The organism is Microscilla marina ATCC 23134, from assembly GCF_000169175.1.
Lineage (GTDB): Bacteria > Bacteroidota > Bacteroidia > Cytophagales > Microscillaceae > Microscilla > Microscilla marina.
This window is the reverse complement of sequence record NZ_AAWS01000001.1, coordinates 302,000-328,325: the sequence shown is the minus strand read 5'-3', so window position 1 is coordinate 328,325 and position 26,326 is coordinate 302,000. Positions and strand designations below refer to the sequence as shown.

The 26,326-nt window shown below is 40.5% G+C and carries 21 protein-coding genes; 11 read left to right on the top strand and 10 right to left on the bottom strand.

Going from position 1 to position 26,326, the window contains the following annotated elements:
- The first annotated feature begins 3 nt into the window (after positions 1-3).
- The 4 genes from M23134_RS01235 (at position 4) to M23134_RS01220 (ending at position 4,605) form a co-directional block, all read left to right on the top strand.
- Complete coding sequence (locus M23134_RS01235) at positions 4-762, top strand: transposase (protein WP_002693030.1); 759 nt, start codon at positions 4-6, stop codon at positions 760-762.
- A gap of 65 nt (positions 763-827) precedes the next feature.
- On the top strand, positions 828-1,499 hold the full coding sequence (locus M23134_RS01230) for a hypothetical protein (RefSeq protein ID WP_045112761.1): 672 nt from the start codon (positions 828-830) through the stop codon (positions 1,497-1,499).
- A gap of 178 nt (positions 1,500-1,677) precedes the next feature.
- The gene (locus tag M23134_RS01225; protein ID WP_002693026.1) at positions 1,678-3,813 is read left to right on the top strand and encodes a tetratricopeptide repeat-containing sensor histidine kinase; all 2,136 of its coding nucleotides are present in this window, start codon (positions 1,678-1,680) and stop codon (positions 3,811-3,813) included.
- Between the two features lie 189 nt (positions 3,814-4,002).
- A complete protein-coding gene (locus M23134_RS01220) occupies positions 4,003-4,605 on the top strand; it encodes a DNA-3-methyladenine glycosylase (RefSeq protein WP_002693024.1) in 603 nt (200 codons plus the stop codon).
- 72 nt (positions 4,606-4,677) lie between these two features.
- Here M23134_RS01220 and M23134_RS01215 read toward each other — a convergent pair whose 3' ends face one another.
- From M23134_RS01215 to M23134_RS01190, 6 genes are all read right to left on the bottom strand, one after another.
- Positions 4,678-5,085, bottom strand: coding sequence for a hypothetical protein (locus M23134_RS01215; protein ID WP_157558282.1), 408 nt, complete (start codon positions 5,083-5,085; stop codon positions 4,678-4,680).
- A gap of 318 nt (positions 5,086-5,403) precedes the next feature.
- Positions 5,404-5,793: a DUF1987 domain-containing protein gene (locus tag M23134_RS01210; RefSeq protein ID WP_045112760.1), complete on the bottom strand. Its 390-nt coding sequence runs from the start codon at positions 5,791-5,793 to the stop codon at positions 5,404-5,406.
- A gap of 538 nt (positions 5,794-6,331) precedes the next feature.
- Complete coding sequence (locus M23134_RS01205) at positions 6,332-7,126, bottom strand: GEVED domain-containing protein (protein WP_002693019.1); 795 nt, start codon at positions 7,124-7,126, stop codon at positions 6,332-6,334.
- Positions 7,054-10,068: a PKD domain-containing protein gene (locus tag M23134_RS01200; protein ID WP_157558281.1), complete on the bottom strand. Its 3,015-nt coding sequence runs from the start codon at positions 10,066-10,068 to the stop codon at positions 7,054-7,056. The genes M23134_RS01205 and M23134_RS01200 overlap by 73 nt, the downstream gene beginning before the upstream one ends.
- A 599-nt stretch (positions 10,069-10,667) precedes the next feature.
- Positions 10,668-11,702, bottom strand: coding sequence for a PorP/SprF family type IX secretion system membrane protein (locus tag M23134_RS01195; RefSeq protein WP_002693014.1), 1,035 nt, complete (start codon positions 11,700-11,702; stop codon positions 10,668-10,670).
- Between the two features lie 619 nt (positions 11,703-12,321).
- Positions 12,322-12,552: a hypothetical protein gene (locus M23134_RS01190; protein WP_002693012.1), complete on the bottom strand. Its 231-nt coding sequence runs from the start codon at positions 12,550-12,552 to the stop codon at positions 12,322-12,324.
- A 63-nt stretch (positions 12,553-12,615) separates the two neighbouring features.
- Here M23134_RS01190 and M23134_RS01185 point away from each other — a divergent pair, with 63 nt between their 5' ends.
- The 4 genes from M23134_RS01185 to M23134_RS01170 all read left to right on the top strand — a co-directional run bounded on the left by M23134_RS01185 (position 12,616) and on the right by M23134_RS01170 (position 15,999).
- Positions 12,616-13,266: a MotA/TolQ/ExbB proton channel family protein gene (locus M23134_RS01185; protein ID WP_002693008.1), complete on the top strand. Its 651-nt coding sequence runs from the start codon at positions 12,616-12,618 to the stop codon at positions 13,264-13,266.
- An 83-nt stretch (positions 13,267-13,349) separates the two neighbouring features.
- Positions 13,350-13,757 carry an ExbD/TolR family protein gene (locus tag M23134_RS01180; protein ID WP_002693006.1) on the top strand — a complete coding sequence of 136 codons (408 nt, stop codon included), beginning with the start codon at positions 13,350-13,352 and terminating at the stop codon, positions 13,755-13,757.
- Positions 13,758-13,861: 104 nt separating this feature from the next.
- The gene (locus tag M23134_RS37335; protein WP_002693004.1) at positions 13,862-14,680 is read left to right on the top strand and encodes a hypothetical protein; all 819 of its coding nucleotides are present in this window, start codon (positions 13,862-13,864) and stop codon (positions 14,678-14,680) included.
- 32 nt (positions 14,681-14,712) lie between these two features.
- Positions 14,713-15,999 carry a bifunctional folylpolyglutamate synthase/dihydrofolate synthase gene (locus M23134_RS01170; protein ID WP_002693003.1) on the top strand — a complete coding sequence of 429 codons (1,287 nt, stop codon included), beginning with the start codon at positions 14,713-14,715 and terminating at the stop codon, positions 15,997-15,999.
- A 49-nt stretch (positions 16,000-16,048) separates the two neighbouring features.
- Here the strand turns inward: M23134_RS01170 and M23134_RS42420 are convergent, their stop codons facing one another.
- Genes M23134_RS42420 through M23134_RS01155 form a run of 3 tightly spaced genes read right to left on the bottom strand, consistent with a single transcriptional unit; the run spans position 16,049 to position 19,340 of the window.
- Entirely contained in the window at positions 16,049-16,375 is a 327-nt protein-coding gene (locus M23134_RS42420; protein WP_002693001.1) for a hypothetical protein, read from the bottom strand.
- A 2-nt stretch (positions 16,376-16,377) separates the two neighbouring features.
- Positions 16,378-17,610 carry an NADH-quinone oxidoreductase subunit N gene (locus M23134_RS42415; RefSeq protein WP_002692998.1) on the bottom strand — a complete coding sequence of 411 codons (1,233 nt, stop codon included), beginning with the start codon at positions 17,608-17,610 and terminating at the stop codon, positions 16,378-16,380.
- A 32-nt stretch (positions 17,611-17,642) separates the two neighbouring features.
- The gene (locus tag M23134_RS01155) at positions 17,643-19,340 is read right to left on the bottom strand and encodes a complex I subunit 4 family protein (RefSeq protein ID WP_002692996.1); all 1,698 of its coding nucleotides are present in this window, start codon (positions 19,338-19,340) and stop codon (positions 17,643-17,645) included.
- Positions 19,341-19,961: 621 nt separating this feature from the next.
- Between M23134_RS01155 and M23134_RS01150 the strand changes: the two genes are divergently transcribed.
- Positions 19,962-21,836: an amidophosphoribosyltransferase gene (locus tag M23134_RS01150; RefSeq protein WP_002692994.1), complete on the top strand. Its 1,875-nt coding sequence runs from the start codon at positions 19,962-19,964 to the stop codon at positions 21,834-21,836.
- 526 nt (positions 21,837-22,362) lie between these two features.
- On the opposite strand, the gene M23134_RS01145 is transcribed toward M23134_RS01150, so the two are convergent.
- Positions 22,363-23,574 carry an NAD(P)-dependent oxidoreductase gene (locus tag M23134_RS01145; protein WP_002692992.1) on the bottom strand — a complete coding sequence of 404 codons (1,212 nt, stop codon included), beginning with the start codon at positions 23,572-23,574 and terminating at the stop codon, positions 22,363-22,365.
- Between the two features lie 857 nt (positions 23,575-24,431).
- Between M23134_RS01145 and M23134_RS01140 the strand changes: the two genes are divergently transcribed.
- Both M23134_RS01140 and M23134_RS01135 read left to right on the top strand, forming a co-directional pair.
- On the top strand, positions 24,432-25,868 hold the full coding sequence (locus tag M23134_RS01140; protein WP_002692990.1) for a leucine-rich repeat domain-containing protein: 1,437 nt from the start codon (positions 24,432-24,434) through the stop codon (positions 25,866-25,868).
- A complete protein-coding gene (locus M23134_RS01135; protein WP_045112759.1) occupies positions 25,868-26,323 on the top strand; it encodes a hypothetical protein in 456 nt (151 codons plus the stop codon). Before M23134_RS01140 ends, M23134_RS01135 begins: the two co-directional genes overlap by 1 nt.
- Positions 26,324-26,326: the final 3 nt, after the last annotated feature.

Here is a 26,326-nt window from a genome sequence, read left to right as displayed (position 1 = left end):
TGGATGTTTCCTGTAATAGATGATTGGGAAGCTTTCAAAACACGTGTGAGGCTGGTTTGCGACTTGATTTTTAAGGCAATTCAGGGGGAAATTAATTTAGCCAGTGTAGACGAAAAAACAGGGATTCAAGCTGTGGAGCGAAAAATCATCCGGAAAAATGGGCATCTAAGAACCGAATATGAATACAAACGAAATGGGACTACTTGCCTGATGGCTACTGTTGACGTAGGAACAGGTGATATAGTTAGTCACAGGCTGAATGACACACGTGATGAAAATGACTTTCTGGTTTTTATTCAAGCACTCACAGATAAATATCAAGAGAAGGATGAGGTGGTTATAGTGGCTGATAACTTAAATACTCACATGTCAGCTTCGCTTGTGAAGTGGGTAGCGAAAAAGATTAAATTTGAGGGTGATTTGGGTACAAAAGGCTACAAAGGCATATTAAAGTCAATGGAAAGCTGTAAGAAGTTTCTGGAAAATCAATCGCACCGGGTTAGGTTTGTTTACACCCCAAAACACTGTTCCTGGCTGAATCCCATTGAAAACTGGTTTTCTAAATTACAAAGGCAAGCCATAAGCCGGGAAAGTTTCGAGTCCAAAGAAGTTCTGTGTCAAAGAATAGAGAATTACATACAGTATTATAACAAGTTTTTTGCAAAAACCTTGAAATGGAAATTCAAGGGATTCACAAAAGACCGTAAATTTTACGAACAAGATACGGCAGTAGAGTCACAATTTAATTCATCAGGAATTTAGTCCCTAGTGTACTAGTACTCTAACCTCTGGAACCTAACCCTGTGGGGACTATGAAATATTTAACAATGAAAAAAAAACTATTTTTATCTCTTATTTGTTTATTTGTTTACGGAGCATTACAAGCAAAAGCCCCCAAAACATGGGATACCAGCGATACTAGCAAAACATTATCAGAGGAAGCCGCCGCTGAACACTACCAACCTTTGCCCAGAAAACACACACGACCACCGTTGCACCGAACTACCACACCTCATCAACACCATTACGATAAACGTTTGCGAACGTTTAAACACTCCCTTCAACCCCAGCAAACCCCTACAATGGTATGGATTGGCGTAGGTATACTCATTGCGGCTTTACTTATAGGCACAGGCATGATGCTTCAGTTGGTGAGTTTCTTTGGAGCGTTTATTTCTTTGGCTATTATTACTCTTGTGGCACTGGCGTTGCCTTTTGTAGAAAGCATTGGCATAGAAGAAAACTTTGTGCTGGGAGCCATCATGTTTCTCTTCGGAATAGCCATGATTTTTATGGGCTTGGGGGTGGTGGCATTGTGGGCAGGAGGAACAGCTTCCATCATAGAAGCCGGAGCATTTGTAATCTCCTGGAGTTTACTCAGTTTTGCTTTTGCCATTGGCTTGTATTTTGCCCTTTATGTACTATGGAAACTGCTCAAGGCATTCTTCCGTCTTATCATTCTTGTCTTTACATTTGGGCTGGTAGATATTGGCAAATAAAGGCGTTGAATGAATGAAAAATATAAAGTCAAGACATTGTATTTTTTTAAATAAAAATCAGTATATTTTACTAAAGTTTTTGACTTTTTATTATAATTTAGCCTAGTGGCAATTGTTTTAGTTACAAAAGAACTGTGATTTTGAATATTCTTATCAGGATTAAGTCTCAATACATCTAATGAAGTATATTTTCACATTTGTAGGTTTATTGGCAACCTTGTTTGCTTACGGGCAAAGTGATAGTACTTCTATTCTAACCGATAGTTTGGAAAAACGGGTTGGTAGTACTCAAGGCAGCAAAAAAATTAAAATCCTTCTTCGTTTATCAACACTCTATCATTCAACAAACCCTACCAAATCACTAAAATACGGACAAGAAGCTGTCAACCTTTCTCAAAGAGTCAAAGCTCGCCCTGAAATGGCCAGAGCCTTGAGCAACATAGGGTATGTATATACCCTACAGGGCAACTATATAAGTGCGTTGGCATATTACCTGAGGGCATTGGATATTCTCCAAAAGGAAAACCCGGCGTTGGTACAAACCGAACTTGCCAAAACGCTTGACCGCCTGGCGCAGGTATATTATCAAAAAGGTTATTATGAACAAGCCCTTAAGTACCAACTAAAGGCATTAAAAATTCAAGAAAAATCAGCTGATCAAGCAGGCATTGCCAGCTCATTTGATCACATAGGTTCTATTTACAAGGCACAAAAAATGTTTGTAGAAGCGCTTGAATACTACAATATGTCGCTGAAAATCAACCGAACCACCCAAAGCAATGTGGCAATTTCTCAAAACCTGGGTAATATTGGAGAAGTCTATTTTTTACAAAAGAAATACAAAGAAGCACTCGACTTTTACAAAAGAGCCTTTGAACTCATCTCGCACGAAAACCACTATAAAACCAACGAAGCCAACTTGCTTGAGCACATTGGCAAAGTATACCAACAACAGGGCGAGTATAACAATGCATTGGCGTATTTTAAGAAGTCGCTTGGTATAAGACAAATGCTACAAAATAAAGATGGTATAAGTGCTAACTTAAGCGACATTGCCGAAATTTATCTCGCCACTGAAAAATACACCCAGGCTATACAGTATGCCCAGCAAAGTTTGTTGCTTGCCAATGAGCTTAAGTCTCGTATCAGGGTAAAGAATGCTTCGCATGCCTTGGCAGAAGCATACGCTGCCCAAAAAGATTTTGAACAGGCTTATCGTTTTCAAAAGCTTTATAACCGGGCAAATGATAGTTTGTACAACGAGTCAAAACTCAAGCAAATTGCCGAATTGCAAGCCTATTATGACCTGAATAAAAAAGAGGAAGAGAAGAAAGACTTGTTACAGGAAAAAAAAGTACTACAACGCAAAGCCAACGACAACACAGTAATATTGAACAACAAGCAACTTACGATTTACGCTTTGGGGTTTGTTATTTTGCTGGCACTGGCTACTTTGTTTGTGCTGTACAACCGGGCAAGGTTTAGAAAAAATCTCACCGATGAACTGGAGCAAAAGGTAAACGACCGTACTGCTTACCTTAAAAAACTCGCTGATGAACTCACTCGCGCCAACCACGAGCTGGATACTTTCTTATACAAAGCTTCCCATGACTTAAAAGGTCCTTTGTCGTCGCTTGAAGGGCTGTGCCACGTGGGTTTGCTCGAACAAGACGAACGCAAGGGTATGTATTTTAACATGCAACGTGAAGTGCTCAACCGTATGCAATTGTTACTATTTAGAATAGTAGAAATAGGCGATATAAGGTCGCACCAACCTGAAACTACTGAAACCATCAAGCTTAAAAAACATCTTAAGTCGGTAGTAAGAAGCATGCGCCGGGTAGAAGGCTATAAAAACACCAGCTTTTCGGTAGATGTCAACGAAGACTTGGTGATTATAACTGATGGCGAAATGCTGGACATTGCCCTTGATAACATTGTGAAAAATGCAGTACAACATGCCAACTCTTACTATGGCAACGACTCACCACATATTCGTTTAGTCTATGTTGATTTGGGTGATTATCATCAAATAAAAATTATAGACAATGGCAGTGGCATGCCTCTAGAAATCTCAGAGCGAATATTTGAGATGTTTTTTCGGGGTACCGATAATTTCAAAGGGTTTGGATTGGGACTTTATAAGGCTAAAATAGCTATTTCTAAACTGGGTGGAGAGATTTCGCTGCTCAAGGCAGAAAAAGGTGAAACCATATTTTCGATCACCATTCCTCAATACAAAGTCACTCAGGAATCACCCATAATCAACGGAGCCATTCATCCTAAAAAACACCATTATATTAAGTTGCGTTAAGAGTGTGTAAACAACGTTTCCATAAAAATTTAAGGAATGGCCACCCAAAAATTTTTATGGTGAAATAGCAAAAATAACCCACTCCATTGCTACACCTGATGGCAAACAATACCCAACAATTATTGGTAGTAGTTGTAAACAAAAACAATGAACACCAAGTAAAAATAGCCAAATGAATGTAAGACAATTATGACCAAACTCTCCCACGATTTTTATTTGACTACTGACGTGGTGCAAGCAGCTCGAAACTTATTAGGCAAAGTACTGTATACTTGTGTTGACGGGCAGGTTTCGGCTGGCATTATTGTAGAAACAGAGGCATATTGTGGGGCTACCGACCAGGCTTGTCATGCTTACCCAAACAAACGCACTAAACGCACTGAAACGATGTATCAAACTGGTGGTACGGCTTATGTATACCTTTGCTATGGCATGCACCACATGTTTAATGTAGTAACCAATGCTCCCGACGTGGCAGACGCAGTACTGGTAAGGGCTATAGAGCCTTTAGAGGGTTTAGACCTCATGAAAACAAGGCGCAAACTTAAAAACCCAGGTACTCACCTCACGGCGGGTCCCGCTATGTTGACTCAAGCCTTGGGCATTAGTACCAGTGATGATATGACGAATTTATTGGGGGATAAAATTTGGCTGGAAGACCAGGGAAAAGTTTATTCAAAGGAGGAGGTAGTAACTGGTCCCAGAGTGGGCATTGATTACGCCGGAGATGATGCTTTGCTGCCTTGGCGGTTTAGGGTAAAGGGAAATAAGTGGTGCAGTAAGGCAAAGTAAAATGCTAAAGGTTAAACAAGTTCTAAAAGCCAGATAAATACAACTTGCATTGTATTTATCTGGCTTTATCAATTAATGTAGGCTTGTAAGCCAAGTTTTTGCCTCTCCTAAATCGCTAAAATACCTGTTTTTGATTCTCCTTCCCTCATACTCATCTACAAACTGTTCTAGTGCTACTTGTGAATAAAAATCTTCGGGCACTGTAAGCGCTATACGGATTACACCTGCCTTGGCAAAACGGCCAAAAACATTGGTAGCAGACCACTCTTGTAGGTCGGGGGTGATAATAAACTTATAGTTAAGCGTGTTTGCCAAAAAACCCATAGGCTTGTACTGCTCTATTTTTTCTACCAAACGCTGATTCCATTCTTTAAAGTCATCAGCAGTTGCCGTAGAAGTTTCTTCTGTCCAATTGCCTATACAAATTCTTGCCTCCTGGTCGTATGTAATCTTTACAAATTTATTTTGATATAATTCCATAATAGTTATAAGTAGGTAATGAAATAAAAGTGAATAATTGCTGGGTTGTTGAAGGGAAATCAAGTGTTTGTTTTTTCCTGTAAAAACACCGAAAACTGGTGGAGGCATTGCTCTATAAATATAGATAATTATGAGTAAATATTTTTCAGAAAAAGCATTTATGCATCTTATTTTTTCTACCTATCGACAACTTAGATACTCCTGATTCAACAATTGCTCAACACCTTATTTCTTTACCCCAAAAAACCCTCATCACTTTGTTGTAAAACAACAAAATAGTGAGGGCTTATCATTCATATAAATGGTGAAACAAATATCTTATCCAAAAGTTAATTCTTGTTGTTGAACAATCACATTGAAGTCAAGCAGAGGGAAGTCTTCCTGAAAACTCTCTCCTTCATCTATCATATCTACATCTTTGTGATGCACATACCAGTTGATCACCACAGGTGCTTTTCTGTCTTCTAAGAGTGCTAAAACTTCAAAAAACATTCTCGAAGAACCTGTATTGTAATAACTCATCCTAAAGTTAAATTCAATAGGGCTTTTACTATGACGCAAAAACTCTTCAAGCCACGCTAATACAGGCTTATAAAATTGTTGAGGATATTCCATATGAGACTCTCCTCTAATCTCAAAAATACCTGAATGCTGGTTAAAAGAGATATAAGGAGCGTAGTTCTCTTTTGGAAATAATAGGTTTCTCATAATTCATCTATCTTAGAAATTGTCATTTTATAAATTAACCCTTACAATTTTTTATCCAATTAATCAACTTCCTTTATTTTTAGTAATCATCCCTAAATAACTTCATTAATAGTCACTTAGTAAAATTATTTGGATAGCAGGGCTCCTAAAAATCATGGTATACGTAAATTGAATGCAAATTGATTGGTTTATCCATGAGCTGTTACAAAATAATACAATGCAATTTGTGTGATGATTTAAAAAAAAAGACCCTGCATTGCAAAGTCTCTTTCTTTTCCTAACCACAAAGCTTATTAAATATCTTTGTTGATTATTAATTCAAACCTGATACCAACAATTTACTTCAGAGAAAATAGATTCATAACTCCTTGTTTATCAGTAATTAAAATATTTTATTTTTTTCGCGACCTTCTTTTAATGTTAAATTATAACATTTTTAAACACGATATATCGTATTATTAACGGTTTTTCGTAAGCAAAAAAAGCCACCCAAATACCAGGATGACTTTTTTTACAGTTTTAACAAAAAAAACGTTTTTTATCTGATCACTACTTGTTTTATAATGCTTTGTCCGTTGCGAGTGATCTGTACTTGATACAACCCTTTGCCTAAGGTAGACAAGTCAAAACTTACCACAGCAGCTTTTACCTTATGTATTTTTACTATACGTCCGTTCATATCAGACACACGTACAAATGTAGCTATGTCTTCGGGCGACTGAGTACGTAACTTACTGCTGGCTGGAAACTGCAACGTAAACCTACCCGAAGTAGGGTTAGGGTACAACTGAATTTGTGCAGCTACCAGTTTTTCTTCCTGATTTTCTCCTATAGGATTGACGGCGCTTTGGGCAGGTTTTGCAGCACTGCCTCCTACAATATTGATAGTGTAGTCTTCTACTTCACCATAAGTAAACGTTTGGCACGCAGTAGCTGCTTGCTCATATTGCATAGATACCCGCATACGAGTAATGCCATTTTTTGCCGTTAATGGGATGTTTACAGTTCCGCTTACTGCCGATGATGATATTTGGGTAAAGACTTGCTCATTGTAGTCAAAAACTCCGTCTTGATTGAAATCAATCCAAACACTGAAGCCTTCGTTATACACAGTACCAGTAAAAATAGGCGTTATACCAATGCTTACTGCACTGCCAGCAGCTACCGTGGTCGATTGTGCAGTAAAATCGCCATAACCACCGTTAGCACCTGATACATTATTGATAGAACCAAAGGTTACTTGCTGTATGTACTCATAACTTACATCGGTTCCTTTAGACTCACAGTACTCAGGCAAAGCCTCAGGCGAAATCTTGATGGTATAATCTTCCACCTCACCATCAGCAAAAGTTTCACAAGCTGTGGCACTGCATTGTACTTCATAGACACCCGCATACGCGTAGTTACATCTAACCCGGCAGGAATAGCAATTGTACCGCTTACTGCACTGGTACTGGCGGCTCCTGCGTCAAACACTAACTCTCCAGGATCGTCAAAATCACAATCCTTATTGTAATCAATCCACACCTTGAAATACTCGTTGTATGCACTGCCCGAAAAACCAGGAGTTAGCGTCAAGCTTTGGCTCTGCCCGGCGGTTACTTCAATAGTTTGTGCCGTAAAATCGGTATAATTTGCTGCTCCTGAGTTGTTGGTAAAGCTTCCTAGTGTTACTCCAGCTATGTGCTCATAAGCCGAGCGATTACTGGTAGATGCACAATAGTTGTTGCAAACCCCGGCTTCGGTTACAGTAATGTAGCCATTGATAGTCTTAGAATCGCTGCCGTGGGCGTTCGTCACAGTAAGGCTTACGCTGTAAGTACCCGCTACATTGTAAACAATGGTAGGGTTTTGCTGGGTACTGCTGGCAGGTGTCCCTCCGGTAAATGTCCAGTTCCACGAAGTGGGTGTGTTAGACGACTGATCGGTAAAATTAACGCTTTGTCCTACAGTAATACTGGTATTGCTCGCCGCAAAATCTGCTACAGGGTTATTGCTGCTACCATATTTATCCGCTCTCCACATACCACGTCCAAAAGTACCTACTACCACTTTTCCAGAGCCTTCGTGTACTACAATATCATTTACAATTACATTGGGCAAACCATTCATAAATGAAACCCATCCCCCTGTATCGTTTTTGTAATAAACTCCTACTTCTAAACCAATGTATAGCCCGTTGTGAGCACCTGCTTCATACGCTACACTACGCGCTGGAATCTGAGGCAAGTTGCTGGAAATGTTAGTCCAGTTGTTTCCGGCATTGGTACTCACAAATACTTGATTGTTGTGTCCATAACCAGAAAAAGAAATGGCTATTTGCTCAGGGTTAGATGGGTGTATTGCCAAGTCGGTAATCCATAAGTCAGGCAAACCAGTCGTTACTTCTTCCCAACTTGTTCCGCCATTTTTGGTTCTCCATATTCTACCTTTTACCGAAGCATACAAGTAGTTAGAATTAGATGGAGCCACTTCTAGAGTATTCACTGCAGTACTTGTTCCTAAGTTACCAATGGTAGTCCAAGAATTCATTCCATCGGTGGTCTTTCTTATTACGCCTCCATATAAACCCGCATACAAAGTATTGGAATCATTATGATCCATTACATAAGGTACTACCCAAGCACCAGATCCCGGACCATTTACATGTGTATAGCCAGTAGTACCCCCTGCGGTAGACTTATACCAGCTGTTTCCGTTTTGGGTAGTTCCATAAATCACATTTTCGTCGGTAAAACTGATGGCACAGTTACCTCCATCGGCACCTAGCCACTCGTGCCACCTGCCATTGGTATATACTGTAGTACCATTGTCTTGCGAACCACCCATTGCCTTGTTTACATTTTGGCGAGAGACTGCAATGCCATAAAACTGACGGTTGTTGATGCCTTCAGTCATGTCAATAAAATCACCTCCTTGATTGGTAGACTTAAGCACTAATCCATCGGTACCTACATACAACACCCCGTTTACATAACGCAGAACGTGCACATCGGCATGTACATATCCTACACTGTTAGGATACATCCATTCGGCTGATTTAACAAACTGCGCACCTCCATCAAACGAACGAAAAGGCTCTATTGCTCCAATGTGTACTTCTTCGGCATCTATGTCTGACACTGCCAAGGACATATTGTACCATAGCTGATAGGTAGTGTTGGGGGTTTGAGCACTGCGCAGGTTAAAAGTGTTCCCACTGTCCGAAGAACGATACATTTTAGTACCTGTCCAATAATACACATAATTGGCATTTGCGGGGGTTACTTCAATAATGGCACGGCTACTGGCAGCGGTTACGCTTCCCTGAACAAAGGTGTTACCTCCATCCGTAGATTTAAAAAAGTTTGTGGTAGTGGCATATACAATATTTGGGTTGGTAGGATGAAACTCGATGTCACGTATATCGCCGGCTTGCACTACGCTCCAGGTGCTTCCACCATCAACGGTTTTGTACAAACCTTCTGAAGTTCCCGCTAGTAAAATATTGGCATTGGTAGGATGCATTATTAATTTAGAAATACGCTTGGCATCTTCTGCGTTCCAGCTAAGTCCGGTAGTGTTCCAGGTAACCCCACCATCGGTAGACTTAAGCACACCTATACTGTATGTATCTACTGCACGCTCGCTATCTCCGGTAGAAATGTAAACAATATTAGGGTTAGCCGGATCGGTTACCACGCCTCCTACCCCAAGCACTGGTAAATGGTCGGTCATTGCTGTCCAGTTAGCTCCTCCATTGGTAGTTTTCCATAGGCCTCCTGCAGGTGTACCTACATAAATAATATTAGGGTTGGCCTTATATACATAAATATCTGTAAAGCGTCCGATACCTGGCGCCCAATGGCCAGTCACATCATTCCATTTTTTTGGTCCCATTTCTTCCCAAGCTGGAGTAACCATGCTCACACCTTGGGTACGCTTACGCTTTTCAACGCGTCTAAACTTCATTACCTCATTCCATACATTGGCATTATTATGTCCTTTACGGTTTCCGCTAGGGTAATACAATTTTTCGTGGTTATAAGCCCAACGCTGAAACAATTTCCAGCCTGAACCTTTAATCGTTTTAGAGTGAGTTTTAAAATATTCTTCTCCAGATTTTTTTACTTCATAAAAATTTACATTTGGGTCATCAGCTTTCTCGATGTAGGCTCTTTGAGCAAATCCTACACTAACAAACAACATCAACACTAACAAAAGTCCCCAAACACGCCCGCTTTTGAGTAATTCTTTATAATCATAATTAAAATAACAGTAGTTGTTGTGCAACATAATTTTATAATACATTAAAAGGTAAGTAATAATTGAGTGATTAAATACTTTTAGTTGATGAAGGGGTTTGTACTTGCCAAAGAATTCTTGTGATTAAATACATACAAAAATAAGGTTCAGAGGGTTATAGCACAAAAATATATCAAAATAGTACAATATAAAGCTAGGATAGTATGCAAATTTTAACAAAACAACATCAAAATAACTGAAATATTATTCTGCTAAAAACAAGCAACACACTATTTAATTCCGAAATAATAGATTTTACCGCATTTTGCCCAATACTTAAATACCATTTTTATAAATCAAGAAGAGAGAAAGCGGTTAATATTTGTGGTGGGTGACGATGAAGCATAAAGGCAATTGACTGCCAAGGTGTGTTATAAAAAAAACCATACAAAGTAGCATTTCATCTACGCTTTGTATGGGTTGGTATAATAAACTATCTGTGAGGAAAAATTCAGGGATGACCTTACTTATATTTGTACAGACAATAAGTGATCAGGCCTTGTTTACATCATTCATTGAACATACCATATAACCTTTTTTTAAGTACTTGTTTGGGCAGTATTTTTTTTACCCACACAAGTACTTTTAAACTAATCCATCATAGAAGGGAATCTCAAAGGCTGTTTTCGACGGCTGTATCGACGCCCTTGGTACTCTCCCATTTTTATAGAAAGTGAGAGCTCGTGAGCACCTCCGGTAATGCCGGCAAATCGTCCTATTGGCAAGTCGTAATTATAAGCAAAATTAATTTTCTGATACTTGAATCCAACCAACACACTGATGGCTCCATTGGAAGACTCTTGGATGGGTAACCCACGATACCATAGACCTACGGTTATTGGGTGGTAATATACATTGGTGCCCAGGTCTAACTGACGAAAGTTACCTTGTTGGCTATAGTAAATGGCGGGCATTACTGCGCCTTCATAGTCTACATTTCGGTTGGTCATCGACTCCAAGAAGGGAATCTTTAGCCCCATGTGTGCCGATAACCTCATAGGCAGCTTAGCGTCTTGATCTAATGTAGACATCGCATTGTTGGGTTGGTTGATATGATGTCCGGCAATGCCTGCCCAAAAATTGCGTCCATATACGACAATACCAGAAGATAAATCAAGGTAACGCCCTACCTGATTGGCAAGGTTGGGCTCTTGACTGGCTTGACCAGTAGTACCAAAAGGGGTAAGTTGATCGCCAAAAACCAAGGTAAATTGGTTGAGTAAACGTTGCCCATAGCCTACCGAAGCTCCTGCCTGAACTGCCATTTCGTCGCTTATTTTTAGAGTATATGCATACAATGCATTGATATTGGTCGAGCGTAGCCCTGCCGAACCAGCTTTGTCAAGACTCACTATAATACCCAGGTTACTGTTTGCCTTTTCTATGTGTTGGTCGTAAGAGGCATTGATGGTGACAAACTCGCCAGGAAGCTTAGGCCATTGTGTACGATAGTTAAACATCAACCGGGCTTCATCGGTGGTTCCAGTCAATGCGGGGTTAATGTATAAGGGGTTATTGTAAAATTGAGAAAAGTGGGCATCTTGTGCCTGCACTTGGATGGATATAAGCAGTATAACAATTGCTGCCAAATAAGCGGTCAAATTTTGTTTGATATATACCTTCATTGCACTACGTTACAGTCGGCGAGAAACAGCCCCTTGATTAAAGCTTTGGGTAAGGTGCTACTCTCTTAATAATAAAGATGATTCTTTTGAGGGGGCAATTTACATTTATTCAGGCATATAACGAGCAAAAGCTGGGCATTGTTGTATGAAAACGCGAGTGGTTATTCCCCAACGTTAACTTACTTATGTTGCTCCATACTATAAACTCAACTTTTGACGTTTACCATTGCTATACAGGTGATATTCAAAGCATACCTTTGAACAATAGTCCATAGCTTCTACAGCCTCAAGTCCTTAGATGCCGATGCATATCGGTGCTTTTAGCAACAAGTCTTAGATACCGATGTATATCGGTGCTTCAAGTTTGACGCTGCTCTACAAGCAACTTACCGATTTTATAGGACGTTGATTTTTAGCGGTTTATAAAATCGGCAGATGGAAGTCTACAGTTGATTAAAGGAAATATTTGCCTTGTTAAATACTGTAACCCAGTACTTTATATTAAGATTGTGTACTCACTTTTATTTTTAAAAGTGTTTCGGTTGTACGCCTAAACACCCAATTAAATAGTTTTTAAATTCATCAATAACTGATAAACAGCAAACAACTTTGACTAAAATCACTGCGGAGCATTGTTTGAACAAATTAACTTTGTTTTGATACCACACATCAAGGCAATTGTTGATTGCTCAAGCATAAAAGGTACGGAAAGGTCTCTATATTTTGAAATTTTCCCAAAACCCTTTATTTTTACCAATCGTTTGATAACCAGTACTTTTAGTGAATCATATTTGGGCGTTTCTTTCTTGCCTTTGTTGATGGCCTGCTCAAAAATTATTATATTTCCCAAAAACAGAAGCTGTTTGAGTTTTTTAATGCAGCTTTATGACTTAAAACTTACTAAAAAGACACCATGTTATTATTTTTTGCTGACAAAACTCCTGCCGCCCCTCCTACTTTGCTCGACCTTATTGGCGACGCAGGGGTGTGGATGTATCCTATCTTTTTTTTATCGGTAGTGGCCGTATATATTTTTATTGAACGTCTGGTGGTTATCAGGGGGGCAATGAAAAACCCGGCTAACTTTATGAAACAAATCAAAAAGAAAGTACTCGATGGTGACATTGAGGGAGCCAAAGTGATTTGTAAACGCAACAAGACCCCCATTGCCCGAATGGTAGCCAAGGGTTTGAGCCGGGTGGGTAGTTCGCTCAAAAACATTGAAACTTCTATTGAATATGTAGGAAAGATTGAGCTATACCGCCTGGAAAAAAACCTGGCGATGCTTGCTACCATTGCCGGAGCGGCACCTATGGTGGGTTTTTTGGGTACAGTGGTAGGTATGATTGGGGCTTTTATTCGCATATCACAACAAAGTACTGTAAGCCCTCAGGTGCTTTCTCAGGGCATTTACACTGCCTTGCTTACTACTGCCGGAGGATTGATTGTGGGTATTCTTGCCAATGTGAGCTATAACTACCTCATGACTAAGGTACAAAAAGTAATACACCAGATGGAGTATGTTTCTATGGACTTTATGGATTTGCTCCAAGAGCCAAGTTAGTTGCGGGTTGCTTGCGGTGGTGTACCCAAGAACAAGCCTCTCTTCAACAACACATCTGTTTATACTAAAAAAATGTATCGTCCATGAATTTACAATCCAAAAATCAAATATCGACTACTTTTAGCCTGGCATCGCTCACTGATATTATATTTTTGCTACTCATATTTTTTATGCTTACCTCATCGTTTGTGACTCCATCGGCAGTACCCGTTGACTTGCCTTCTACCAAGGTGTCTAAGTCACTGATTGCTAAACAGGTAGAGGTTACCATTACCAAAGAACTAGAGTATTACATCAATGAGCAACAAGTAACTCTGGAAGAGGTAGAAGCCAAACTTAAGGCAAAGCTTGAAGGGATAGAAAACCCTAAAATTGTACTTAATATAGATAAAACCGTTGCCGTTGAATATTTGGTAAAAGTGGCTTCTATAGCCAATAAACTAGGGGCTAAAATAGCCATTGCTACTGAGGCAGAGACTGTCGAGGATTAGTTAGGTTTCAATGATTGCTACTCCTTGCACTACTGTTCCACGGTTTGCACAGCGGTATACCAATCCCTCCATTTGTTTTACGACCAACACATAACCCAACATCTATGGCACAAGAGAAAAGATTGACTAACGACATACCTTATATAGAACAAAAAGGCGGCAAGGGTCGTCGCATATTGGCGTGGCTGTTTACCATTACTGTACATTTAGTAGTAATTATCTTGCTCGCATCACTTACGCTAGACACAGAAGAAAAAAAGGAAAAGGAAAAACAAGAAATTGCCTTTGGTATGGAAGTAGTAAAAGGCAGAGATGCTAAAGGAAGCAATGCCGCCAATGTACCCATAGACCAAGTAAACCCCAGTGTGAGTACCCCCAGCGAATCGTCTCGCGACATTGTCACTTCTGACAAATCGGACATTGCTACTAAAGCCAAAGGTAAAGAGGATAAAAAACAAAAAAAGAAGAATACCAAAAAACGTAAAGAAGCTAAAGACGATAGCAATAATAAAGACAAAGGGGGCAATAAAGGAAAAAGCTCTACCGGACAAAAGGGTGACGACAAAAATGAGTCGGGTAACAAAGGAAGCAGTAACGGTACTGTAAATAATAATGCCTTGTATAATGGCAACGGAGGAGTAGGCAGCGACCCTAACCTGAAGTTATCGGGCTGGAAATGGTTGCAACGCCCCATAGTGGTAGATAAGTCAAACGCCAGGGGTAAAATTGTATTTAAGATAGTTGTAAACGATGGTGGCAAAATAGAACGTATCAGTCGGGTAAGTGCTACCGTGGGAGCTAGTATCGTGGCAAAATACGCAAAGCAAATCAGGCAAACGGCCAAGTTTCAATTGCTCAACCCCGACATAGAACCTACTACTTATACTACTGGCACGCTCACCATTATTATCAAACAAAAATAGGCTTCTAACCAAAGCATCAAAGAGAGAAATACATGACCTACGAGCAAACGCTTGATTATTTATACAAGCAACTCCCTATTTTTCAAAATATTGGTGGCAAAGCATTTAATGCAAGTCTGGACAATATTCGTCGTTTTTGTGCCCATTTGGGCAACCCTCACACCCAATACCCCACCCTGCACATAGCAGGTACCAACGGCAAAGGAAGCAGCTCACATATGCTGGCGGCAGTGTTACAGGCAGCGGGTTATAAAGTAGGTTTGTATACCTCTCCCCACCTTAAATCATTTACCGAAAGGGTAAGAGTAAATGGGCAAGCCATTGCTCCCGCACAAATTGTAGCATTTGTGCAACGTTATCAAACTCAGATAGAAAGCTGGCGTCCTTCATTTTTTGAAGTGACAGTAGCCATGGCGCTTGATTACTTTGCTCAGCAAAAGGTAGATGTGGCGGTAATAGAGGTAGGATTGGGTGGAAGGCTGGATGCTACCAATATAGTAACTCCCGAAGCTTGTCTTATTACCAATATTAGCTTTGACCATCAGCAAATTTTAGGAAATACGCTTAAGGCCATTGCCAAAGAAAAGGCAGGTATTATAAAACTCAACACTCCAGTAGTGATTGGTGAACGACAAACCGAAACTACTCCGGTTTTTGAAACCACCAGCCAACAACACCAGGCACCTTTGTATTTTGCTCAGGATGAGTATTTCTGTAAATGGGCAGATGTGGCTCAGGGAAAGTTAATGGTGAAGAAAAATGGAAAGGCTTTCCTGCCTGAAATCACTATGTCGCTTAAGGGCAGCTATCAGGAAAAAAATATAAATGGCGTACTCAAAGTACTGGAGATACTGCAAAACCGCGATTGGCAAATTACTCAGGAACATATCATTGAAGGTTTACAAAAGACCGTGGAACTCACCCAGCTTAAGGGACGTTGGCAAGTGTTAAAAAAAGCTCCACTTACCATATGTGACACCGCACACAACGAAGCAGGGTTGAGTCAGGTAATGACTCAGCTGCAACAACTGCCCCGTCAGCAATTACATATTGTTCTGGGGGCAATGGCAGATAAGGTGCTAGACAAAATATTGCCCCTTTTTCCTATGGAAGCTACTTACTATTTTTGCGCCCCAGCAATACCCAGGGCAATGGAGGTCAATAAACTTAAGCAACTGGCAGCAGGTTTTGAGCTAAGAGGGTTGGCTTATGCTTCGGTTATGGAGGCTTACACTCAGGCGCAAAGCCAGGCACAGATCAATGATGTAGTTTTTGCTGGGGGCAGCACTTTTGTATTGGCAGAGATTGAAGGAGTTTAGAGCATAGGTTGCCACTCAGAAAAAGCAAACAATTGTAAACAGCTAAACACTACTGAAGCAACCCAAACAATAGATCGGCTCTGAAGAACAACACCACTACAGCCAAGGCAAAAACCACCAGCAGTACCTGATCGTAACGCGAAAAAGTAAGTGAACGCTCGGTTTCTTCGGTTTTGAAAAACATAAAGAAGGGAATGCGTAAATAATAAAATAGGGCTACTGCGGTAGTAAAGGCTGCAGCAATAAGCGCATACAAATAAATGGACTGCCCTGTTTGTGCCTGGTAGTTTTCCCATAAGCCCGAAAATATAAACAACTTTGCCTGAAAACCTACTGTAGGTGGCAAACCAGTAAGGGCAATGACCAATACCAACATACTTACACCAATGAGCGGATGTTTAACCCCAATACCCTTAAAATGCCTGAGGGCATAAGGACGCTCACTGTCTTGAAAGTTCCGGGCACCATTTCTACCCCTAAGAAAGCACCAAAATTCATCAAAGTATACGTAGCAAGGTAAAACGTAAGGTAAGTGCTACTAATGGTACGCAGGTCAAGCCAACCCATCAACAATATGCCTACATGGGCAATGGTAGAGTAAGAAAGCAGTCGCTTCGCATTGGTTTGCCACAAGGCCGTAAAGTTGCCCACTAATACTGTAACAATGGCAATGGCTCCTAATAATAAAATAACCTGACGGGCAAAGTCTTGGGTGGCTGCCTCGGCAAACAATCGACTAAACAAAGGGTTTAGCTTGAGCAATAATGCAAGTAAGGCAGCTTTGGGAGCAATAGAAAAGAAGGCGACCACTGGAGTAGGTGCCACCTGATAGGCGTCTGGAGTCCAGAAATGAAAAGGCACTGCCGAAATTTTAAACAAGATCCCCGCAAACACCAACAAAGCAGCAATGGTGTTGAGCATAGCTGCCGGGGTAGTAATATTTGCTACAAATGCCGCAATAGACAAACCACCACTCAGCCCATACAGCCACGACATACCATAAATCATTAGCCCAGAGGCAAAAGCCCCAAACAATAGGTATTTTAACGCCCCCTCAATACCTTTTTTATTAAAATACAGAATGGTGAGCACATAAGAACTCAACGAAACCAGCTCTATGGCTACATACATCATGAGCAAGTGGGTAGTCATGGTAAGCAAATGCAAACCCAACAGCATGGCCAAAATAAGGGCAAAGTATTCACCCCGGTATTTGAAAGTTTTGAGTGGAGTAACAGGAGCAAACAAACGTGAGTTGCGGGAAATAAGCAGGGTAAAAACGGCGGCTAAATCAATGATAATTCGAAACTTAATGCTGAGCGTATCTAAAGTAAGTAAACCTAAAAATAAGTCAGGCTTGCTGTCTTTGCCCACCAGCAACAACTGGGCAAACAGGGCAAAAATGACCAATCCCAAACCCACAAGTGACACCCACCATAAGCCTTGTTTTTTGTAAGGTTTGAGGCTTTTGCGCGTAGTAAAAACCAAATCAAGCACGATTACCAATACAAACCATCCTATAAGCAGTAGTTCTGGTGCTACATACTTTAGGCTTCCCAAGAGGTTGTCTAACTGAAGGTTGAGTTGGGCAATGAGCGATTTCGAAAACATATCATTCAAGATTTTGAGGTGGTTATTTGGGCTTATTTCATAAAGGTAGTGAGGTGGTTTACCAACTCGTTTACGGTATCAGTCAATGGCTGAAACAGGAGGCCTGGAAAAATACCCGTAATCAGGGCAATCAGGCTCAAGCTGACCAGCATCACCCATTCGCGGGGGGTGAGATTTTGCAATTGAGGAGACCATTCGAGGTCGTTTTTGACCCAGTATTTGCCCAAAAACATCCGTTGAAGTGTCCAGAGAAAATAAGCTGCCCCCAACACAATACCAAAGGTACTTACTACTACTATCCAAACGGGTAGGTAAGGAGAGGCAAAACCACCCAAAATGGTGAACAGTTCGCCAATGAAACCCGAAAACCCGGGTAAACCCAAAGAAGCAAAAAAACCAATCATTACAAATACCCCATAATAAGGCATTTTGCTGAGTAAGCCTCGATAGTTGCCTATGCTGCGGTCGTGGGTACGATCGTACAACACTCCCACCAACAAGAACAACAAGGCCGATAAAATTCCGTGGCTAAACATTTGAAACACGGCACCATTGATGCCCTCTGCGGTAAAAGAAGCGAGCCCAATCAATACAAAGCCCATGTGTGACACTGAGGAATAGGCAATCATTTTTTTAAGGTCAGTCATTGCCAATGCATTCAGCGCCCCATAAATAATGGAGAGCATCCCCAGAAAACCAGTAATGACGGCAAAACTCAAGGCCATATCGGGAAATATACTATAGGCAATCCGGATGAGCCCATACCCTCCTACTTTTAGCAGTATGCCCGCCAACACTACCGAAATAGCGGTGGGAGCCTCTACGTGGGCATCGGGCAACCAAGTGTGTACAGGTACTACGGGTAGTTTGATGGCAAAACCAATAAACAAAGCAAGAAACGCCCAGAACCGCAGGGAGTAGCCCCACCAACTCGCCGAACTTTTGACACCTATTGCTGCATTGGCTACATAGTTGCTTTGATCCATCATGTGTAGCATACTAAAGGTGTGTACCTGGTCTTTGGCGGCAATGCCATTGCTGGCCAATTGTTGTTGCACATTTGCCACCATTTCGGGGGTTACCTGAGAGGTTTCATTGGCGAGCTTTAGCTGTACCGCAGTTTTGGCGGGGTCTATAGTAGCGTTGTAGAGGGCTATCATTACTACCAATATAAACAATGAACCTACTAAGGTATATATAAAGAATTTGATGGAAGCATATTCGCGGCGTACCCCTCCCCAAATGCCTATAAGAAAGTACATGGGCAAGAGCATAAACTCAAAGAAAAGATAAAACAAGAAAAAATCCAGGGCAACAAAACAACCTGGTACACTACTACTGAGCAACAGATATAATAGAAAATAGCCTTTTTGTTTTTGCTGAATGTTCCAGGAGGCTATAGCACCCATAAACATCACAATGGCAGATAACAAAATCATTGAAATGCTCACCCCGTCTACACCTATGAAGTAGTCTATAGACAATTGCCCAAAGCTGCCTAAATCTAGCCTGATCCACTCTAGTTTTTCTACCAACTGATAGGCCGCCTCCTGGCTTATAGTTACTGTCTTTTTACCTGTCTCAAACTTGAAGTATGCCCAACACGATGCCAACAACTGAGCAGCAGTGGTAAATAAAGTGGCTATTTTGAATAGCTTCACCTGGTGATGAGGCATAAAAAGCAGGGTGGCACATACCAAAAGTGGTAAGAGTACAATAAATGACAGCATTAATATGTTCTTATAGGTTAATAGTTGGGCTTAAACGATCAAATGTAAGGAAGGAAAGTGTAAAGTCAAAGGTGTAAGCAATTGATATACAACCCCCAACCCTGTTTTTTAGCTCACTCCTTGTACTATTTCAAGTTTTTTTGTTTGTCACTGACGTTTTTTGTGAATGGGTGTTGGTTTTGAAGGCAGGGGTTTGACCTGTTTATCATTCTCATATTTGCAAATTAGCTAAAAACTCTGGGCTACTGTCGGTTAACCTCTACCATTTCCAGGGCTTTCCTATAAAATTTACCACAAATATGTCTCACTAAAACCTGTATTTTTCAGATCGAATTTTACTTCAACTCTAAAACTGTTCATTTGATTATAAAAAAGTCCTGCGACCATTTCTATAATCAAATTTTCAAAAAAAACGGTCGGGTAACCAGTACATTGGTAATAGTTGAAAGCGAATGACTAACAGTCAGTAGTGATATACGGCAACACTCCGGCACTTCAGGCTCGTTTTGTTGCCGAAAACCGATGGCAACAAATAACGAAAAAATTACAAGTTTGCGGTTTTATGGAACTTTACTGTTAGATTTGTCATTAGCATAATATTACTGAATAATTGTTTTTAGCATGTGTGGAATTGCCTTAGTTCGACTCAAAAAGCCTTTTGAGTATTATATTGAAAAATATGGGACTCCTGCTTATGGAGCGCGTAAAATGTATCTTTTGATGCACAAACAACATAATCGTGGTCAAAACGGTGTGGGTGTGGCTTGCACCAAACTAGATATGCCTGCCGGACAACAGTATATGTACCGTTACCGTTCGGTGAAAGATCAACCAATAGAAGATATTTTTGGCAAGGTCAATGAAAAATTCCGCTCTTACGCCAAAAAAAGTCCTAAAAAACAGAAAGACCTTAAATGGTTGAAAGAAAATGTCCCCTTTGCTGCCGAAGTATTGATGGGACATTTGCGTTATGGGACCCACGGAGGCAATCGCAAGGACAATTGCCATCCTTTTTTACGTCAAAACAATTGGCGTACCCGCAACCTGACACTGGCAGGTAATTTTAACCTGACCAATGTTGATGAGCTGTTCAATAAGTTGATTGAGTTGGGGCAACACCCTAAAGAAAAGGTGGATACAGTATTGGTGATGGAGAAGATTGGGCATTTTTTGGATGAAGTAAACCAAGAAATTTTTGATCAACATAAACAAGACTACTCTAATGCTGATATAAGCAAAATTATTGAGGAGAAGCTTGACATCAGACGAGTACTGGAGCGTGCCTGCCGCGATTTTGACGGAGGTTATGCTATGGCAGGTATTATCGGACACGGAGCATCTTTTATTGCCCGCGACCCTCACGGTATTCGCCCGGCTTATTATTATGCCGATGATGAGGTGGTGGTGGCTGCTTCAGAAAAACCTGCCATTAAAACAGCCTTTAATGTTGACTATGATCAGATTCAGGAGGTACCTCCTGCACATGCGCTTATTATCGACAAAAAAGGGAATCATACCCTTGAGCAATTCATTGAGCCTAAGCCTCAAAAATCTTGTACTTTCGAACGCATTTACTTTTCGCGTGGCTCTGATCCTGAGATTTATACTGAACGCAAAAAATTGGGGGCTTTATTGGTACCACAAGTGCTCAAGGCAATTGATTACGACCTAGAAAACACCGTTTTTTCTTTCATTCCTAACACTTCTGAAACATCGTTTTTGGGCTTAATGCAGGGAATGGAAAGGTATTTAGGGGAGTACCGAAGAAAGAAGGTTATAGAAGAAAAAGTAACTGACCCGGCTGCCCTCGAAAAAATTCTTTCGCTGGTGCCCAGGGTAGAAAAGCTTGCAATCAAAGATGCCAAACTAAGAACTTTTATTGCAGATGATGCCCACCGCGATGACTTGGTGGCGCATGTGTATGATACTACCTATGAGGTGGTAAAAAAAGGGGTGGATACTTTGGTGTTGATTGATGACTCTATTGTGAGAGGAACGACGCTGGAAAAAAGTATTTTACGCATTTTAGACAAGCTTTCGCCTAAAAAAATCATCATTGTGTCGTCAGCTCCACAAATCCGTTTTCCCGATTGTTACGGCATTGATATGTCTAAAATGGGGGCTTTTGTAGCTTTTAGGGCAGTAACCGCGTTGCTGAAGGAAAGAGACAAAGAAAACCTGATGGACGAAGTGTTTGACAAGATTAACTATAAAATATACAATGGTGAAGATCATGAGGCTAACTTTGTAAAAGAACTATACGCACCTTTTACTGATGAAGAAGTCTCTAAGAAAATTGCCGAAATTGTGCGGTCACATGACATCAAGGCTGAGGTAGAGGTCATTTATCAAACCGTAGAAAACTTGCATAAGGCTTGCCCCAAACACGAGGGTGACTGGTATTTTACGGGCAACTACCCCACACACGGCGGCAACCGAGTGGTAAACAAGTCTTTTGTAAACTATATGAAGGGGAGCTTGGAAAGGGCTTATTAACAATAATTACGAATTGGTCAATTACGAATTACGAATGAGTAAAACGATCATAGGGAGCTTTGCCTTTGGCTAATTACGAGTGGCGTCGCCCAATTCGTAATTCGTAATTGAATCATTCGTAATTCTCAAACTGACTCTGGACTAAATTACGAGTGGCATCGTCCAACTCGTAATTCGTAATTGAATCATTCGTAATTCTCAAACTGACTCTGGACTAAATTACGAGTGGCGTCGCCCAATTCGTAATTCGTAATTGAATCATTCGTAATTCTCAAACTGACTCTGGACTAAATTACGAGTGGCGTCGCCCAATTCGTAATTCGTAATTGAATCATTCGTAATTCTCAAACTGACTCTGGACTAAATTACGAGTGGCGTCGCCCAATTCGTAATTCGTAATTGAATCATTCGTAATTGCCTAACGGGCACAAGGCTGAGTCAAGAATAAAAGTTAAAAAGTCCCTTGGGAAATATTTCCCAAGGGACTTTTTTTTGTGGGGTTTGTGCAACTATTCACTACTCAAAATTATACTGTTTCTTCGTTGGCATAATCGCTCAAGTAGTCATATATAGGCGTGAGCTCTCCATCTTTAGTAATAGATGCTCTTTTGATAATTTCCTGGGCGTCTCCATCAAAAAAAGCAGGAAATACATACTCCATCAATTGGTTTCCAAAAGCTTCCGAAGCATCATAAGGTAGCTCACAAGGCAGGTTATCCACTGTCATCACGTTGATGTGCTCGAAGCTGCTAAACGCTGAGACTTCCCGCCCATTTGTCGGGTTATAGTCATAAAAGGGTGCATCTATAGTAGTAGCACGCAAAGTAGATGGAATAGAGCCTTCAATGTCGCAGGTAACATCTGCTACCACCTCTATTTTAAACTCAGGCTTGGTCATATCTTCTTTGGTAAACAATACGTCTGCTTCGGGGTTCCAATAATGCCCCGAAATAAGAATTTCGGCTTGGTGGGCATACTTTAAAAAATCTGCCTGATAACTTGTAGGATCTTGATAAAACTCTTCACTGTTCCAGGTATTGCCCTCAGCAGGTATATAATAATCCTTGGAACGCAATTGAGTGAACACTGGATAAGTGAAGGTTTTGTTGAGAAAATCTGCTGGGCTTACCCGTTCTATATTCATCCCTTCCAACACTTCGGTGATGCCATTGCCTACCCGTCCGCCTCCGGTAACCACTATCTTGATAGCAGGTAATTTTACTTTGTCAAACTCAGTACGTAAATCTTTCAAGTCACGACACTCATGGGCACGTCTCAAATCAAACAAGTGGTGGCGTTTGCCATAGCCCAAAATACCGTTATAAGCCCCTACTACTCCTGCAAATCGTCCAAAGGCAACAATACGGTTTCCGTTGGCATCGGTCAGGCATTCGTAGTCTACCAAATGAATACCTTGATCAAGGATGGTTCTTAATAGCTTTTGGTTATATGCTTGTTTTTTGATGGTATGCGAGAAGAAAAAGAAGGTTTTGCCTTCCACCAACTGAGGAATCGGCACCTCCTTTACCCCTAAAATCACGTCGCAATCGCTTATATCATCTACCACCGACAAGCCTGCCTGGAGATAAGCTTCATCAGCAATACAACGAATAGGACTGGATTGAACCGCAAAGGATAGTTGTGGATATTTTTTTTGTAATAGCTGGCATTGTTCAGGTAGCAAAGGTACACGTTTATCGACAGGGACTTTACCCTCTCGAATAATTCCAATTTTCATACTTCAGTTAAATTTTGTGTTTTGTCGTAGTAATTTTCATCCCAAAACGATTGTTTTTTCTTATAGATCTTCAAACACTTGATCCGTCCATCATCAAAAAAAACCTATCGACAATCTTTCTAAGGAATGGCGAAAAAATAAAATAAGTAGCCAATTTCGGGGAAGAGATTTTCTTCTGAGGCGCGACACTTTTTGCAGGCATAGCCATAGCTACGGCTAAAAAAAGTAACAAAGCATCAGGTAGAAAGATTACTTCCAAACTGCTTACAGCCCCGACTTATCGGGGAAAAATTATTCTTTGTCCATTCCTAAATAGATTTATGTTTTAGGGCTGGCTTGAATAGCTGGAAAAAAAATTGCGCAATTATCACAAAAATAGGCTGTAGATCAAAGCATATAATTGAAAAAATTATTTCTTTTGAAAGAAATGTACAATTTATATGATTACAAAGAAAATAAATTATACAGCTAAAAGTTGAAGTTGATCAATTTTGCCTGTATTTTAGGTAAGAATGCATACTATGCCTTGGGCATGAACGTATTTAGATCACTATGGCATAAAATTTTTAGTTTTTAGCTAAATTTACCAAATTTCAATTTTTGGTAAAACTACAAAACTCACTTAACCGCAGACCTTCAGGTCAAGCTCTGCGCAGCTAATCCACTGTGAATTTCGTCTCTGATCGTTGTATTTCTTCAAAAAGTCACCCTGTAAGGGACTTCCGTAGCCAAGGCTACGCAAAGATTAGCTGAAATAAAGATTCCGCAAGGCGGAACAAACAGAGAGTACCTTCTTTTGGATCATTTTATTTTTTCTATTTTACTTGGCAAATTAAATTTATTTTAAAAAACGCCCCATGAAAACGGTTATCAAGCAAATCATTATCACAGGCTTCTTATTTTTTTTGGTATCATCGCTTGCCTTTAGTCAGGGAGGTTTTAACGACAAAGGCGACGAAAGAATCGTATACCACAAATTATCTCAGGCATTGAAAGAAGCAGACAAAGTAGAAATATTAGACCTTAAATGGCAATATATCAGGTATTTGCCCAGCGAAATAGCTTTGCTTACCAACCTTAAAGAACTCAATCTAAACTGGAACAAGCTCCGTCGTTTGCCCAAGGTGTTTGTAAGGCTGCAAACCCTGGAAAGGCTTTACCTCACTGACAACTCACACATTAACCTTCGCTTGATTTTTAAGAAATTGAGGAAACTAAAAAACCTCAAAGAGTTGAGTTTTGGCTGGCGAAAGCTCAGAAGTTTGCCTGCTGAATTTACCGATTTAAAAAGTCTTGAGGCAGTAGGGTTACGCTTAAAAAACGACACCAAACTTGCCCGAATATTCAATCAATTGAGTCAGCTGCCCAAACTAAAAAAGCTGGATATGCAGCGTAATTATATGCTGGAGATTGCCCCTGAAATAGGCGAGCTAAGAAACCTGCAGGTGCTCAACCTACACTCTAACAAGCTCAATAAGTTGCCATCCCGAACGCGGGGATTAAAAAATCTACGGGCACTTTACCTGAGCAGCAACGATTTTAAAGATATTCCCAGTTATATTGGGGGCTTTTCTGAACTGACCAAGCTAGACCTTTCTGTCAATAAGATAGAGTCTTTTCCCAGCCGTATTGGTAACCTCAAAAAACTAAAACACCTCAACATAAGTGAGAATAGTATTGTAGAGCTGCCCAAAAGTATTGGAGGTTTGCGTAATCTACAGCACCTTGACGCCAACAAAAATCAGCTAAATGAGGTGCCATCATCCATCAAAAACCTCAAAAAACTGGAACACTTAAACCTAAGTGCCAACTATTTTAAAAAACTACCCAAAAGCCTGGGCTCGCTACCTATGCTGCGTACGCTTGACCTCAGCAATAACCCTGACCTTGCTTTTTCTGGTTTCCTTAGTGCCAAACTGCTTCGTTTGCGTAAGCTACACGTGGCAGGTAACAACTTTGAAAAAATACCCAGAGATATTCTTCAAATCCCTAAACTGAGAGTATTAGACCTGGAGAGTAATTCACTGAAAAAAATTGGTAAATCTATTGCCAAACTCAAATACCTAAAAGAACTCAATTTAAGCAAAAATCAATTTTCACAGTTTCCCGAAGAGGTACTCAAACTCACCAGCCTTGAGGTACTTAACCTTGATTTTAACCGCATCACTTATATTCCCGACGATATCAGCACGCTTTCTAACCTAAAAGAAATCTGGTTGAGATACAATCCTATTTCAAGTCGTGATATTCAAAAAATCAAGGCGGCTATTCCTGGTGTTAAAATTATTCACTAATGAAAAAAAATGTTGGCTTACTTGTTTTATGTCTATTGGTTCACTGCCAGTCAATGGGGCAAGTACGCCTAAATTTTGACCAAGTACCTACCCACCTCAAAGCCAAAGCACCAGTAATAGTGTTGGGCAGGTACCAACGTTTTAAGGGACCTTGTCGTCCTGTCCGCATGAAAGGAGGCAAAATGGGGCGTAGATGGCAAATGCACGAGGGTTTCAATATAGTAAAGGCATATAAGGGCAATATAAAGCTACCATTGGTGAAAATAAATCGCTATAGTCTGCCCAAAAACCAACCACACATTTGCCAAGACCTCAAAGTTTATCAATACTACTGGGTGTTGATACATCCTGCTGAAAACACCCAAAAGGCATTCAGTAAAGAACGCACTACTCTACCCTACCTGGTATCTTTCAAAGAAATTGTGGCGATTTATCCTGCTAACAAAACCGATTAGCCA

What these genes read in the sequence shown, in the direction of transcription:
- M23134_RS01215 (WP_157558282.1), bottom strand. Translation starts at nt 5,085, where the DNA reads ATGGAATTATATCAAAATAAATTTGTAAAGATTACATACGACCAGGAG.
- M23134_RS01200 (WP_157558281.1), bottom strand. Translation starts at nt 10,068, where the DNA reads ATGTTGCACAACAACTACTGTTATTTTAATTATGATTATAAAGAATTA.
- M23134_RS01185 (WP_002693008.1), top strand. Translation starts at nt 12,616, where the DNA reads ATGTTATTATTTTTTGCTGACAAAACTCCTGCCGCCCCTCCTACTTTG.
- M23134_RS01235 (WP_002693030.1), top strand. Translation starts at nt 4, where the DNA reads ATGTTTCCTGTAATAGATGATTGGGAAGCTTTCAAAACACGTGTGAGG.
- M23134_RS01150 (WP_002692994.1), top strand. Translation starts at nt 19,962, where the DNA reads ATGTGTGGAATTGCCTTAGTTCGACTCAAAAAGCCTTTTGAGTATTAT.
- M23134_RS01145 (WP_002692992.1), bottom strand. Translation starts at nt 23,574, where the DNA reads ATGAAAATTGGAATTATTCGAGAGGGTAAAGTCCCTGTCGATAAACGT.
- M23134_RS37335 (WP_002693004.1), top strand. Translation starts at nt 13,862, where the DNA reads ATGGCACAAGAGAAAAGATTGACTAACGACATACCTTATATAGAACAA.
- M23134_RS42420 (WP_002693001.1), bottom strand. Translation starts at nt 16,375, where the DNA reads ATGTTGGTATTGGTCATTGCCCTTACTGGTTTGCCACCTACAGTAGGT.
- M23134_RS01210 (WP_045112760.1), bottom strand. Translation starts at nt 5,793, where the DNA reads ATGAGAAACCTATTATTTCCAAAAGAGAACTACGCTCCTTATATCTCT.
- M23134_RS01135 (WP_045112759.1), top strand. Translation starts at nt 25,868, where the DNA reads ATGAAAAAAAATGTTGGCTTACTTGTTTTATGTCTATTGGTTCACTGC.
- M23134_RS01180 (WP_002693006.1), top strand. Translation starts at nt 13,350, where the DNA reads ATGAATTTACAATCCAAAAATCAAATATCGACTACTTTTAGCCTGGCA.
- M23134_RS42415 (WP_002692998.1), bottom strand. Translation starts at nt 17,610, where the DNA reads ATGTTTTCGAAATCGCTCATTGCCCAACTCAACCTTCAGTTAGACAAC.
- M23134_RS01140 (WP_002692990.1), top strand. Translation starts at nt 24,432, where the DNA reads ATGAAAACGGTTATCAAGCAAATCATTATCACAGGCTTCTTATTTTTT.
- M23134_RS01225 (WP_002693026.1), top strand. Translation starts at nt 1,678, where the DNA reads ATGAAGTATATTTTCACATTTGTAGGTTTATTGGCAACCTTGTTTGCT.
- M23134_RS01220 (WP_002693024.1), top strand. Translation starts at nt 4,003, where the DNA reads ATGACCAAACTCTCCCACGATTTTTATTTGACTACTGACGTGGTGCAA.
- M23134_RS01230 (WP_045112761.1), top strand. Translation starts at nt 828, where the DNA reads ATGAAAAAAAAACTATTTTTATCTCTTATTTGTTTATTTGTTTACGGA.
- M23134_RS01155 (WP_002692996.1), bottom strand. Translation starts at nt 19,340, where the DNA reads ATGCTGTCATTTATTGTACTCTTACCACTTTTGGTATGTGCCACCCTG.
- M23134_RS01195 (WP_002693014.1), bottom strand. Translation starts at nt 11,702, where the DNA reads ATGAAGGTATATATCAAACAAAATTTGACCGCTTATTTGGCAGCAATT.
- M23134_RS01170 (WP_002693003.1), top strand. Translation starts at nt 14,713, where the DNA reads ATGACCTACGAGCAAACGCTTGATTATTTATACAAGCAACTCCCTATT.